At 59.7% G+C, this 12,993-nt stretch carries 11 protein-coding genes; 5 read left to right on the forward strand and 6 right to left on the reverse strand.

Features of this window, described 5'->3' with window-relative positions; genetic code table 11:
* Window positions 1-47 precede the first annotated feature (47 nt).
* The 3 genes from AACY49_RS17165 to AACY49_RS17175 all read left to right on the forward strand — a co-directional run bounded on the left by AACY49_RS17165 (window position 48) and on the right by AACY49_RS17175 (window position 2,471).
* The gene (locus AACY49_RS17165) at window positions 48-959 is read left to right on the forward strand and encodes a LysR family transcriptional regulator (protein WP_258698972.1); all 912 of its coding nucleotides are present in this window, start codon (window positions 48-50) and stop codon (window positions 957-959) included.
* A 211-nt stretch (window positions 960-1,170) separates the two neighbouring features.
* A complete protein-coding gene (aroQ, locus tag AACY49_RS17170) occupies window positions 1,171-1,611 on the forward strand; it encodes a type II 3-dehydroquinate dehydratase (RefSeq protein WP_258698971.1) in 441 nt (146 codons plus the stop codon).
* Window positions 1,612-1,616: 5 nt separating this feature from the next.
* Window positions 1,617-2,471: a shikimate dehydrogenase gene (locus AACY49_RS17175; protein ID WP_339525277.1), complete on the forward strand. Its 855-nt coding sequence runs from the start codon at window positions 1,617-1,619 to the stop codon at window positions 2,469-2,471.
* Window positions 2,472-2,571: 100 nt separating this feature from the next.
* Here AACY49_RS17175 and AACY49_RS17180 read toward each other — a convergent pair whose 3' ends face one another.
* The gene (locus AACY49_RS17180) at window positions 2,572-3,249 is read right to left on the reverse strand and encodes a TetR family transcriptional regulator (protein WP_258698969.1); all 678 of its coding nucleotides are present in this window, start codon (window positions 3,247-3,249) and stop codon (window positions 2,572-2,574) included.
* 103 nt (window positions 3,250-3,352) lie between these two features.
* On the reverse strand, window positions 3,353-5,254 hold the full coding sequence (gene quiC / locus AACY49_RS17185; RefSeq protein ID WP_258698968.1) for a 3-dehydroshikimate dehydratase QuiC: 1,902 nt from the start codon (window positions 5,252-5,254) through the stop codon (window positions 3,353-3,355).
* Window positions 5,255-5,866: 612 nt separating this feature from the next.
* Between quiC and AACY49_RS17190 the strand changes: the two genes are divergently transcribed.
* Complete coding sequence (locus AACY49_RS17190) at window positions 5,867-7,204, forward strand: MFS transporter (protein WP_258698967.1); 1,338 nt, start codon at window positions 5,867-5,869, stop codon at window positions 7,202-7,204.
* Window positions 7,205-7,300: 96 nt separating this feature from the next.
* Complete coding sequence (locus tag AACY49_RS17195; RefSeq protein ID WP_258698966.1) at window positions 7,301-8,923, forward strand: methyl-accepting chemotaxis protein; 1,623 nt, start codon at window positions 7,301-7,303, stop codon at window positions 8,921-8,923.
* Window positions 8,924-8,929: 6 nt separating this feature from the next.
* Here AACY49_RS17195 and AACY49_RS17200 read toward each other — a convergent pair whose 3' ends face one another.
* The 4 genes from AACY49_RS17200 to AACY49_RS17215 form a co-directional block, all read right to left on the reverse strand.
* Window positions 8,930-9,808: a DMT family transporter gene (locus AACY49_RS17200; protein WP_258698965.1), complete on the reverse strand. Its 879-nt coding sequence runs from the start codon at window positions 9,806-9,808 to the stop codon at window positions 8,930-8,932.
* Between the two features lie 159 nt (window positions 9,809-9,967).
* Window positions 9,968-10,783 (reverse strand): sugar phosphate isomerase/epimerase family protein, encoded by an 816-nt coding sequence (locus tag AACY49_RS17205; RefSeq protein WP_339525281.1) that lies wholly within the window; start codon window positions 10,781-10,783, stop codon window positions 9,968-9,970.
* A gap of 2 nt (window positions 10,784-10,785) precedes the next feature.
* A complete protein-coding gene (locus AACY49_RS17210; protein WP_339525283.1) occupies window positions 10,786-11,841 on the reverse strand; it encodes a Gfo/Idh/MocA family protein in 1,056 nt (351 codons plus the stop codon).
* A gap of 180 nt (window positions 11,842-12,021) precedes the next feature.
* Entirely contained in the window at window positions 12,022-12,798 is a 777-nt protein-coding gene (locus tag AACY49_RS17215; RefSeq protein ID WP_339525285.1) for an IclR family transcriptional regulator, read from the reverse strand.
* Between the last annotated feature and the right edge of the window lie 195 nt (window positions 12,799-12,993).

The following is a 12,993-nucleotide window of genomic DNA, read 5'->3' on the forward strand; positions in this document are numbered from 1 at the left end:
ATAAATACAGCCTCAGGCATTTCATTTGATTCCCGGTGTAATCAATCATGCAGCGACATTTCGACGATCTTCAGCTGGGCAGCATCGAACTGTTTTGCCTGGCCGCCGAAGCCGGCAGCTTTACCGCCGCGGCCCTGGTGGCGGGTGTGACGCCGGCCGCCGTCAGCCGCTCGGTGTCGCGGATGGAAGAACGTCTGGGTGTGCGGCTGTTCGCGCGTACCACACGCAGCGTCAAGCTGACCGACAGTGGCCGGCGTTATTTCGAGGAGTGTCGCCTAGCCCTTGCGCAACTGGTCGAGGCTCAGCGCGAAGTCATGGGCCAACAGCAGGCACCCTCCGGCACCTTGCGCATCAGCATTCCCACCACCTATGCCCACCATCGCATCCTGCCCTTGCTGCCCGCGTTTCGGGCGCGCTTTCCCGCCGTGAAGGTCGAGGCGCACATCAGCAATCGCAACATCGATTTCGTCGGCGAAGGCTACGACATGGCAATCCGTGTGCGCGCCATTCCCGATTCCGGGCTGATTGCCCGGCCGCTGGAGGACGCCGCGCTGGTGATGATTGCCAGCCCTGACTATCTGAAGCGTGCCGGCACTCCACAAACCCTCGACGACCTGGCGCACCACGAATGCATCCAGTTCGAGCTACCCAGCAACGGGCGGCGGATTGCCTGGCTGTTCAACGATAACGGCGTGCCGCTGGAGATTTTGGCCGAGGGTAATTACTGCTGTTCCGATGATGTATTGGGTGGCGTGACGCTGGCGAAACACGGCGCAGGACTGTTTCAAACCTATCGTTTCATCGTCGAAAACGAACTGGCGGATGGCTCGCTGGTTGAAGTGCTCAAGCCCTATGGCGGGCGTTCGCGTCCCTTCACTTTGCTGTATCCGCAGAGCCGCCATGTGCCGTTGCGGCTCAGGGCGTTTATCGATTTTCTGGTTGAGCATCTGCCTCGCTGAAAAGATCGCAGCCTTCGGCAGCACCTACCTTTGAAACGCGTGCACCTGCAGGAGCTGCCGAAGGCTGCGATCTTTTGGCATATGTCCGATCACCGCACACAAAAAACCGTTGCAGCACCTCTTCAATTGACCGGATTAACCAGTTAGTACAATTTATCTCCACAGGCTGAAACCCTCGGCCAACGCCAAAAATAATAAGTGGAGAGAACCGATGTCCCCTATCGTTCTGGTGCTCAACGGCCCGAACCTGAACCTGCTTGGCACCCGTGAACCGGCGACTTATGGCCACGAAACCCTGGCGGATATTTCATCACTGTGCGGTCGCGCAGCCGAAGAGTTCGGCCTGAAGGTGGAGTTTCGCCAGACCAACCATGAAGGCGAACTGCTCGACTGGATTCATGCCGCCCGTGGCCGCTGCGCCGGGATCGTCATCAACCCGGCCGCCTGGACTCACACCTCGGTCGCCATTCGCGATGCCCTGGTCGCCAGCGAACTGCCGGTGATCGAAGTGCACCTGTCCAATGTCCATGCCCGCGAACCTTTCCGGCATCACTCCTTTGTCTCGTCCATCGCCACGGCGGTCATGTGCGGTTTCGGCAGCCACGGCTATCGTTTGGCGCTGGAGCATTTCAGCCAACGTTTGAAGGATTAAGCGTCATGACACAGAACACCGTGGTACTCGCCGGGTTGATCGGCGCCGGCATTCAGGCTTCCCGCACCCCGGCGCTACACGAGCATGAAGGTGATGCGCAGGGTTTGCGCTACCTGTATCGGTTGATCGATCTGGATCAGTTGAAACTCGACAGCGGCGCCCTGCCCGACCTGCTGATGGCCGCCGAACGCATGAACTTCACCGGGTTGAACATTACCTTCCCGTGCAAGCAGACGATCATCCCGTTGCTCGACGAATTGTCGCCGGAAGCCCGCGGCATTGGCGCGGTGAACACGGTGGTGCTGAAGGACGGGAAACGTATCGGCCATAACACCGATTGCCTGGGTTTTGCCGAAGGGTTTCGCCGTGGCCTGAAGGACGTTGCCCGTGAGCGTGTGGTGCAAATGGGTGCAGGGGGTGCAGGCGCGGCGGTGGCCCACGCACTATTGAGCGAAGGCGTACAACTGCTGAGTATTTTCGATGTGGATCACAGCCGGGCTCAGTCGCTGGCGAACAACCTCAATCAGCATTTTGGTTTTGGCCGCGCCGTGGCCGGTCATGACTTGTCAGGCACGCTGGGTCAGGCGGACGGACTGGTCAATACCACGCCGATGGGCATGAAAAAACTGCCGGGCATGCCCGTGCCGGCAGAGCTGCTTCGGGCCGATCTATGGGTAGCAGAGATCGTTTACTTCCCACTGGAAACCGAACTGCTGCGCAACGCTCGCGCGCTGGGTTGCCGAACCCTGGATGGCGGCAACATGGCGGTGTTTCAGGCAGTGAAGGCGTTTGAATTATTCAGCGGGGTGGTGCCGGATGCCCAGCGGATGCTGGCGCATTTTCAGAGCATGAATGGTTGAAGATCAAAAGATCGCAGCCTGCGGCAGCTCCTGCAAATGTCCGGGTACACACCGGTCTCTGGAGCTGCCGCAGGCTGCGATCTTTTAAGGGCCCTGGAAATCAGGCCTGCAGGTAGCGCAACACCGACTCGCAGATCATCTCCCGATGACGCTGCTTGATGCTTTCGTCCGGCAAGTCGATCTGAAAGATCTCACCGAAGGTATGACGGTTCGACACGCGATAGAAGCAAAACGAACTGATCAGCAGGTGCACATCCAGCGGATCGAGGCCGCCGCGGAATACACCCGCTTCGGCCCCGCGACGCAAAATCTCACCCAGTGAATCGAGGATGGTGTTGTTCATCGCCTTGATCGCATCGGAGCGCTTCACATACTCGGCGTTGTGAATGTTCTCGATGCTGACGATACGCACGAAATCGACGTTGCGATCATGGTGATCGAAGGTGAATTCCACCAACCGCCGAATCGCCTCCACCGGCGCCAGTTCGGCCAGGTGCAAACGGCTCTCGGTGCTGCGGATATCCCCGTAGAGTTTCTCCAGCACCTCGACGTAGAGCTGTTCCTTACTGCCGAAGTAGTAATAGATCATGCGTTTGGAGGTGTGGATGCGCTCGGCGATTGCATCGACCCGGGCACCGGAAAGCCCCTGCTGGACGAACTCGACAATGGCCTCTTGAAGGATGTTCTCGCGGGTTTTTTCCGGGTTGTTCTTGCGACTCTTGCGAGGCTCGGCAATTGGCTTTTCGGGCGCTACGGAGAGTTCTGAAATTATTGTCATTGCGGGCTCACGGCCATCACTACACAAGTGGGCGATTATGGGCCGCTGCGCCCGGTGAAGGAAGTCGCGCGGCAGCGGTTTTGTACCCATGTTTACGATTTTCCTACAACTTTGCCTGACGTACGCCACCAGTTCGTGATTTTGCCATGGCCGCCAGTCGCACTGCCACGTTGGCCGCGCCGTAACCCGCGTAGCCGTTTTTGCGCTGGATGATTTCAAAAAAGAACCGTCCTTCGAACGGCTCGGTGTAAACATGAAACAGCTCGCCACCCTGAGCATCGCGGTCGTAGAGCACGTTGAAGTAGGCCAGCTCGCTGAGGAATTCGTCGTCGAAATCGAACCGCGCGGCGAGGTCATCGTAGTAGTTGAGCGGGATATCCAGCAGCGGCACGCCGGCCTCCTTCGCGCGGCTGACTTCGGCAAAAATGTCGTCACAATCGAAAGCGATGTGATGCACGCCGGAACCGCGATAACTCGACAACGCATGTGAGATAGCAGTGTTGCGGTTCTCGGAAATGTTCAGCGGCAAGCGGATCGAACTGCAGCGGCTGCGTAATGCGCGGCTCTTCACCAAACCATACGGGTCAGGCAACACCACTTCATCGTCGGCCTCGAAATCCAGCAGGCTTTTGTAAAACAGCACCCAGCTGTCGAGGCTGTCGGCGGGCAGTGCCATCGCCATGTGATCGATGCGCTTGAGGCCACCGCTGGCGACGGCCGTCGGTTGCAGGTTGAAGTCGGTGCCGTAGACGTCGGCGTCCTGGTCCACCAAGTAAATCAGGCTGCCATCCGGCGCACGAACCGCTGCCAGTTCAAGCTCATTGGGGCCTACCAGCCCGCGATAGGGTTGCCCCTTGTACGCAACGGCGCGGGCCAGTGCACTGGTGCTGTCCTTGACCCGCACGGCGGTGGCGCACAGCGATGGACCGTGGGCCTCGAAAAAACTGTGGGCGAACGAGTAAGGCTCGGAGTTGAGGATCAGGTTGATATCGCCCTGACGCAACAGGCTGACACTCTTGGAGCGGTGTTGCCCGGCCTTGACGAAACCCAGCCGCTCCAGCCAATGGGCCAGCTTGGCGCCAAGGCTTTCGTCCACCGCGAATTCAAGAAACTCGATGCCGTTGTATTCGCTGGCGCCTGGGGTATCGAACAGAATGTCGCGATTGGCCACAGGCGTGGCTTGCTGCTCCAGACGCTGGCGGGTTTTCTCTTCCAGATACAGTAACGAACGCAAACCGTCGGCGGCGTTGGCCCGTGGCGGTGCGGCACGGAAGCCGTCGTTGAAGATCTCCAGCGACAGCGGCCCGGTGTAGCCACTCTTGATGATCGGCGCGAGGAAGCCCGGCAGATCGAATTCACCCTGGCCCGGGAAACAGCGGAAGTGTCGGCTCCACTCCAGCACATCCATGGCCAGGATCGGCGCGTCGGCCATTTGCACGAAGAAGATCTTGTCGCCGGGAATCTCGGCGATGGCGCTCGGGTCGCCCTTGAGCGACAGCGTATGAAAACTGTCCAGCAACACGCCGAGGCTCGGGTGGTCGGCCTGGCGAACGATGTTCCACACCTGTTGATACGTGTTCACATGCCTGCCCCAGGCCAGCGCTTCATAGCCGATCCGCAGGCCACGAATACCGGCCCGTTCTGCGAGCTGGCGCAAATCATCAATCAGGATCTGTTCATCACCGATGGAGTCGGCCGAAGCGTTGCTGCACACCAGCACCAGGTCGGTGCCCAGTTCCTGCATCAAATCGAACTTGCGCTCGGCCCGCTCCAGATTGCGCGGCAGGCGATCGCGGCGGCAACCTTCGAAATCCCGAAAGGGTTGAAACAGTGTGATGGCGATCCCGAGATCGGCGCACATCTGTTTGATTTCTCGCGGGCTTCCGTCGTAATAGAGAAGGTCGTTCTCGAAAATCTCCACCCCGTCAAAACCGGCGGCGGCAATGGCTTCGAGTTTTTCCGGCAGGGTGCCGCTCAAGGAAACGGTGGCAATGGAACGCTGCATGTATGGACTCCCGGTGGTAGGGAAATTTCTTGTCAGGGCGTAGGAGCTGCCGAAGGCTGCGATCTTTTGACTTTGCCTTCAGCAATAGGTCAGGCGTCAGAATCAAGATCAAAAGATCGCAGCCTTCGGCAGCTCCTACAGGGGTAGCGTTTGTCTTGGGTAAATTATTGGCTTGACGAATCCACACAGCAATTCAAAGTGTACTACCCGGTTAGTTTTGCGGGCGATTATCGAACACAATGGCGGTTGGCGAATTGACGATTTTTCGTCCACTGCGCACCATCGACAGCACATTGAGTCCGGTCACGACCCCATGGACTCGGTTACCAAAGACCCTGAACACCACATAAAAATTTCAAAAAACGGGTACACGCTCATGCACTCATTCAACGCCTTGTTTGCTTGCTCCACCGCCCTCACGCCTAGCCTGGCGTCCATCCGAACCTCGCGTTCCCTCGGCCGAACCGTGCCGCTCGCTGAATAAAACGTTGTCGTCACCTGACGAGAACCCCTCAGCCGATCAATCACACCCGCGCCTGTCGCCGTCGATTGATCACGCGCCCTTGAAGTCCCGACAAGCCTCGCTTGTCAGTCATTGAACGGATGGCACACATGTTTCCTTCTCAAAGCTCTCACGTGGCTCCGGCCCAAAGCGTCGCCACTGGCGGCATCGGCGACAAAATCCGCGGCGCCATGGCGGTCGGCAAAACCCGTTGGGGGATGCTGGCGCTGGTGTTTTTCGCCACCACCCTGAACTACATCGACCGCGCCGCCCTGGGCGTCATGCAGCCGATCCTGGCCAAGGAAATGAGCTGGACGGCGATGGATTACGCCAACATCAACTTCTGGTTCCAGGTCGGCTACGCCGTCGGTTTCGTGCTGCAAGGCCGGTTGATCGACCGGGTCGGCGTGAAACGCGTGTTCTTCTGCGCGGTACTGCTCTGGAGCCTGGCCACCGGCGCTCATGGCCTGGCCACTTCGGCGGTGGGCTTCATGGTTTGCCGGTTCATTCTCGGTTTGACCGAAGCCGCCAACTACCCGGCCTGCGTGAAAACCACCCGGTTGTGGTTCCCCGCCGGCGAACGCGCCGTGGCCACCGGCATCTTCAACGCCGGGACCAACGTCGGTGCGATGTTCACACCGATGCTGTTGCCGCTGATCCTCCATGCCTGGGGCTGGCAAGCCGCGTTCCTGTGCATCGCGGCACTGGGCGCCATCTGGTTGCTGTTCTGGGGGCTGAAGTACTTCAATCCGGAAGACCACCCGAGCGTCAAACAATCGGAACTGGACTACATCCAGAATGAAGTCGAACCGGAACAATCCCGCGTACCGTTCTCACGAATCCTGCGCATGCGAGGCACCTGGGCCTTCGCCCTGGCCTACTCGATCACCGCGCCAGTGTTCTGGTTCTACCTGTATTGGCTGCCGCCGTTCCTCAATCAGCAATACAACCTGGGGATCAACGTGACCCAGATGGGTATCCCGCTGATCATCATCTACCTCACGGCTGACTTCGGCAGTGTCGGCGGCGGGATCCTGTCCTCGTTCCTGATCGGTCGCGGGATCAACCCGATCAAGGCACGACTGATGTCCATGTTCCTGTTCGCCTGCTGCATCATCGGCGTGGTCATGGCCGCCGGCTCGAGCAGCCTGTGGCTCGCGGTGTTCGCCATCTCCCTGGCCATCGGCGCTCACCAGGCCTGGACCGCGAACATCTGGAGCCTGGTGATGGACTACACACCCAAGCACATGATGAGTACGGTGTTCGGCTTCGGCGGGATGTGCGCGGCGATCGGCGGGATGTTCATGACCCAGTTGGTCGGCCACATTCTGACGATCACCAACAACAACTACACCGTGCTGTTCACCATCATTCCGGCGATGTACTTCATCGCGCTGACCTGGCTGTACTTCATGGCACCGCGCAAGATTCCGACCATAAAAGATTGATTCATCTCAAACGCAGGCCTGATCCCGGGCCTGCGTTTTTTTATGTGCGCGGTTTATGAATTCACCCCTTTTTTCTCAAAGCCACAGAGACAAACCATGTCGCCAGGTAACTTGAGCATCGCCAAGCGTGCCGTGATCAGCTTCGGCGTCATCGCCTTGCTGGTCCTGTTGCAGGGGCTGTTCGCCCTCAAACAGGTCGCGCAAGTCCGCGCCACCGGCCAGCACACTGAAAACATCTCTCTGCCCAGCATTCGCTACCTGGGTGAAATCCGCGACTACATCCTGAGCATTCGCGTACTCAGCCTGCGCATGGCGCTCAACCGCGATCCAAAAGTGCTCGATGCCACCGTCACACGCCTGCATCAAGTGCAGGGTTGGCTTGCGCAGACACTGGAAAAATTCACCCCGCTGGTCGGTGATTACAACCGGGGGCCGTACGAAAAATTCGTCGCCACCGTCACGAACTACCGGCAGGCGCTGGCGCAATACGAAGCGCTGTCGCGGGAGAACCGCAGCGAAGAAATGACCGCGTTGCTCAACAGCAAAATCCAGGACTACTCGACTCAGACCGGTGACCAGTTCGCCGAATTGATGGCCCTTGCCGCTAACGAAGTCAGCCTGTCGGCCAACCAGGCCGACTCGCTCTACAACCAGGTAAAAATCACGGTTATCGGTGCGCTGATAGCAGTCGCACTCCTGACCCTGTGCCTGGCCTGGCTGTTGATTCGCAGCATCGTCATGCCAATCCGCCAGGCAGTCGAGGTGGCCGAGCAAGTGGCCGCCGGTGACCTGAGTCAACCGATCCGCAGCCACGGCGCCGATGAAACCGCACGCTTGCTCAAGGCCCTGTCGGCCATGCAGACCAGCCTGCGGGAAACCCTGCAATTGATCAGCGGCACTTCGACTCAACTGGCGGCCGCCGCCCTGCAAATGAATCAGAGCACTCACCAGGACTCCAGTCGGCTGCAACAGCAACACAATGAAATCGAGCAGGCCGCCACGGCCGTCAACGAAATGACCGTCGCGGTGGAAGAAGTCGCGCGCAACGCGGTGTCGACTTCCGACAGCACTCGCCAATCCACGCAGCAAGCCAGTCAGGGCCAGGCACGGGTGATTGAAACACTGGATTCGATTCAGGCGATGAGCAGCAATGCGGGCCTCGCACTGCAACAGGTTCAGACCCTGGCCGAGCAGTCCCGGGAAATCGGCAAGGTGCTGGATGTGATCCGCGCCATCGCCGAACAGACCAATCTGCTCGCGCTCAACGCCGCGATCGAAGCCGCGCGGGCCGGGGAAGCCGGACGTGGTTTCGCGGTGGTGGCCGACGAAGTTCGGGCGCTGGCGCATCGCACTCAGCAATCGACCCGGGAGATCGAACAGATGATCGGGCGGGTTCAGGGCGACACCGACAGTGTAGTGGTGTCGATGCACGACAACAGTCAGCGTGTCGCCGAAACCCTGTCGATTGCTGAACAGGCCGGGCTGGCGCTGGCAGAAATCACCCGGGCGATGGAGCAGATCCATGAACGTAATCTGGTGATCGCCAGTGCCTCGGAGGAACAGGCCCAGGTGGCCCGTGAGGTGGATCGCAATCTGCTGAACATTCGCGACCTGTCGCTGGAAAGCGCCGACGCCGCGACCCGGACCAGCGCCACCAGCCAGGAGCTGTCGCGACTGGCGGCCGGCCTGCAAAACCTGGTGGTGCGCTTCAGGTTTTGACTGGCCTCAGCGGCGGCTTTGTTGCCACGCCGCCGCCAACCCGCTGCAGCAAATCACCGCGATCCCGACCACCGTGGTCAGGGTCGGCGTGTGAGAAAACAGCAACCAACCCAGCAACCCGGCAAAGACAATCTGGCAATAGCCGAACGGTGCCAGCAGCGCGGGGGCGGCGTGACGGAAAGCCTGGGTCAGAAACAGGTGCGCCGTCATCCCGCAGGCGCCCAGTGCAACCATCATCAATCCATGCCCAAGGCTTGGCACTTTCCAGAAGAACGGCACCAGTGCGCTCATCACCAGGGTGTTGCACAGGCCGGCGAAGAAGTTACTGGTGGTCGGGCTGTCGATTTCACTGAGCTTGCGGGTGAGCAATTGATAGAAGCAGAAAAACAGCGCCGAGCAGAGCGGCAGTAATACCGCTGGCGTGAACAGATCACCGCCGGGGTGGACGATGATCAATACGCCGATAAATCCGCAAATCACCGCGATCCATTGCCCACGGGTGACCCGCTCACCCAGCAGTGGCACCGATAGCGCGGTCACCAACACCGGGGCAAGGAAGTTGACCGCCGTGGCTTCGGCCAGCGGGATGTACTGCAAACCGGTGGTGAAAAACAAACTGGTGCCCAACAGGCACAACGCTCTGAGCAACTGCAGCAACGGCCGTTTGGTGCGCAGGACTCGCAGCCCGGATTGCGGCAGAAATATCCCGGCCATCAGTAGGGTGTGAATCACATAGCGAGCCCAGACCACCATGACGATGGGGTAGAAGCCCGATAGATACTTCGACAAAGCGTCGTGACTGGAAAACAGGAAGGTCGCGACGACGATCAGCAGAATCCCTTTGAAGGGTTGGTTTACGCCGGAGAGCGGGGTGCTGACGGTCATGCAAGGCCTCTGGAATCAAATCAGAATGTGGCGAGGGAGCTTGCTCCCGCTGGACTGCGCAGCAGTCCCCAAATCAGCAAAGGTGTTCCGTCACTTCATATGACAGATCGTTGACGACCGCTTCGCGGCCGAACGGGAGCAAGCTCCCTCGCCACAGGTTCAAAGGCGCGCCAACAATTCCCGGGTTTTATCCAACGCCATCCGCGCCCGCTGTAACCCGCTTACGCCCTGCTCCAGCAACTTCACAGTGGGAACCTCCAGGCTCAACGGAATATCAGCCGGCAAACACTGCAACAACCCCACCAGATCACAATCGCCATCGCCCGGAAAACGTCGTTCGTTACGGGCCTGACGCAAAATCTCCGCCATGTCCGCTGACCGTGGCCCCGCAACATCGCACAGCTGTGCATACCGTAACCGTGACGGTGCTACCTTGGCCAGATCTTCCAGCCGCGAACCCGATCGGTCGAAATGGAACGCGTCCACCAACACCGCGCCGTTTTCACGGTCAGCTTTTTCGACGACGCGCACCGCTTGTTGGAGGTTGCGCGCATCGGTCCACGGCATGAACTCCAAATGCGGATGCAGCCCGTAAGGTGCCGCCAGATCACAGAGCCGGGCGAAATTCTCGGTGAGTCGCTGTTCGTCAGAATCGTTACCGGCCACCAGCAATTCACTGGCACCAAACTCCGCTCCGACCGCCAGAATCTTCTCGAAGTCGGCAACGATGGTTTGCGGTTCAAGACGCAGGATTTCAACATCCAGCACACGAATGCCGGTGTCGCGCAAACGCTCCAGCGTCCTGCGCCGTAACCCGACATCGGCTACCAGCGCAAAGTGATGTTCTTCGGGTGTCGCAGGTTCCAGGCGTAATCCGACATGGCTGTAACCGGCCCGTGCTGCGACCTCGACCCTCTCCGGTGGTGACAACTCCAGTACCGTCAGACTGGCCAGGGAAAAGATCCGTTCACTCATGTTCACTCCTCGATCAACATCGGGGTGCAGGCGCGACCGGTTTCGGCGGCCTCGCGGATTGCGTCAATCAGCGCCAGGGTGCGCGCAGCATCGGCAGCGCTCACCAATGGTTCGACTTCCCGGCGCGCCACGCGCACGAAATGCTGCAACTGCAAACGCAACGCTTCATCGGCGCTGAAGCTCTCCTGCACCGGCAGCAGCGGTTGATGCCAGCCCCCATCGACGTCGGCATAGTGCCAGCGCTTGAGCTGTGGAATGCTCAGCGCACCGCCCGTCCCGGCCAACAGATAACACGGCTGATCGGCCTGGCGCGGATACACCGGGTTCTCGCCGGAATCCAGTTCCCAACTCCAGGGTGCCGCCACTGCGTCGGAACCGGTCAGGCTGCCCAGTGCGCCATTGTCGAATTGCAGCAACACCGCCGCACAATCTTCGTTGGCAAACCCGCGAACCGCATTGCTGGTGATTGCCTGCACCTGCCGAACTTCGCCGCACAGATGCCGCAGCAGATCGAGGTCATGAATCAGGTTGGTCAGCAACATCCCCGCACCGGGTTCGCGGCGCCATGGTGTTTCGAAATAGCTGTCGGGTTTGCGCAATTGCCAGAGCGCCGTCACCGTCGTCAGCTGCCCCAAAGCACCGCCCTGAACCAGTTCTTGGGCGCGAACGATCAACGGATTGTGCCGACGGTGATGGCCGACCAGCACGGGGACGCCGGTGGCTTTCGACGCGGCCACCAGTTCGCGCACTTCATCCATGTACACGCCCACCGGCTTTTCCAGCAGCACCGGCACGCCGACGGCGAGGCAATCGAGCGCAGTGCTGACGTGCAACGTGTTCGGGTTGGCGACGATCACCGCGTCTGGCTGCACCTGCTCCAGCATCTGACGGTGATCGGCGAAATACCTCACGCCCCACTCGGCTGCAAGACCTGCGGCTTGTGGGCCGGGATCGGCCACTGCGCACAAGGTCGCTTCCGTCAGGGATTTCAGATGCTGGTAATGCTGCCGGCCCATGTTGCCAGCACCGATCAGGGCGATGCGAAGGGGCAAAGACACGGTGCAGTCCTCTTGTGATTATTGTCGGAAGGGTGAATTTCAATAATTTAGAACCTGGTTCCAGATTCTTACACAAGCGAACCGCAAAAGTGTGCGAACAGCGCACACGATTAAAAGATCGCAGCCTTCGGCAGCGCCTACACAAACCCTGTAGCTGCCGAAGGCTGCGATCTTTAAACGTCAGCTGAACAACTCAGAAGCCAGGCTTGCGGCAGACAGCTCTTCAGTAAACTTCAACAGTAGCGGCGCCAACTCATGCAGCCGTGCCCCCGGCATCCGTGCGCTTGGCCCGGCAATGCTCAGCACACCGATCACTCGACCATCGCCGGGATGGCGCACCACCGCCGCAATCGCCGAGGTGCCCACTGCCGAACTCTCCTCGACCCAGGCGTAGCCCTGCTCCCGCGCCAGACGCAGGCGCTCCAGCAATTCAATGTTGGAGCGCGGTGCGTTCGGCCCCAGATCTTTCGGTTGCACGTCGCCCTGACGTTCCACCAACGACAACGCTTCGGCATCGCTCATGCACGCCAGCCATGCGTGGCCCGACGCGGTGTAGAACAACGGCGCATCACGGCCCATGTCCGGGTCATAACGAAGCCCCGAGCGGGCGCCTTGAGACTTGGCGATCCAGACCTGCCGCTCGCCTTCAATAACGCCAAGGCGCACCAGTTCACCGGTTTCCTCGGCCAGACGATCCAGCACCGGCTGCACGATATCGGCGCCGCTGCTGGACAGGTAACGGAAACCCATCGCCACCAGTCTGGTCGACAAGTGATAACGCAGGTTCTCCGGATTCTGCCGCACATAACCCAGGCGGATCAGCTCGGCGAGCAGGCGATGAGTCGCGCTTTTGGGGATATCCAGTTGCTCTGCCAGCGTCTGCATCGGCAGGCCACGAGGTTCACTGGTGAGGCTTTCCAGCACGCTGAAAACACGTTCGATCTGACTGCCGGCCATGGGAGGTTCCACACGAAATTTGCCCGATTCTAGAAGACAACCCACCGAATGCGAAATCTGGAACCGCGAGTCCGTTAGCCGCCGTCGAGACAAGCAGTCCCCCACTCGATAAAAACCCATCGCCTGAAGGAATTCGCTGGGCTATCCGTGTTCAATACAAGTCTGAAATGGTGCGCGCACGGCAAAAGACGGACG

Source organism: Pseudomonas sp. EL_65y_Pfl2_R96 (assembly GCF_963970905.1).
Classification (GTDB): Bacteria; Pseudomonadota; Gammaproteobacteria; order Pseudomonadales; family Pseudomonadaceae; genus Aquipseudomonas.

Bases quoted from the DNA above. Each gene is read 5' to 3' on its own strand.
- AACY49_RS17165 (WP_258698972.1), top strand. From the start codon at position 48: ATGCAGCGACATTTCGACGATCTTCAGCTGGGCAGCATCGAACTGTTT.
- aroQ (WP_258698971.1), top strand. From the start codon at position 1,171: ATGTCCCCTATCGTTCTGGTGCTCAACGGCCCGAACCTGAACCTGCTT.
- AACY49_RS17175 (WP_339525277.1), top strand. From the start codon at position 1,617: ATGACACAGAACACCGTGGTACTCGCCGGGTTGATCGGCGCCGGCATT.
- AACY49_RS17180 (WP_258698969.1), bottom strand. From the start codon at position 3,249: ATGACAATAATTTCAGAACTCTCCGTAGCGCCCGAAAAGCCAATTGCC.
- quiC (WP_258698968.1), bottom strand. From the start codon at position 5,254: ATGCAGCGTTCCATTGCCACCGTTTCCTTGAGCGGCACCCTGCCGGAA.
- AACY49_RS17190 (WP_258698967.1), top strand. From the start codon at position 5,867: ATGTTTCCTTCTCAAAGCTCTCACGTGGCTCCGGCCCAAAGCGTCGCC.
- AACY49_RS17195 (WP_258698966.1), top strand. From the start codon at position 7,301: ATGTCGCCAGGTAACTTGAGCATCGCCAAGCGTGCCGTGATCAGCTTC.
- AACY49_RS17200 (WP_258698965.1), bottom strand. From the start codon at position 9,808: ATGACCGTCAGCACCCCGCTCTCCGGCGTAAACCAACCCTTCAAAGGG.
- AACY49_RS17205 (WP_339525281.1), bottom strand. From the start codon at position 10,783: ATGAGTGAACGGATCTTTTCCCTGGCCAGTCTGACGGTACTGGAGTTG.
- AACY49_RS17215 (WP_339525285.1), bottom strand. From the start codon at position 12,798: ATGGCCGGCAGTCAGATCGAACGTGTTTTCAGCGTGCTGGAAAGCCTC.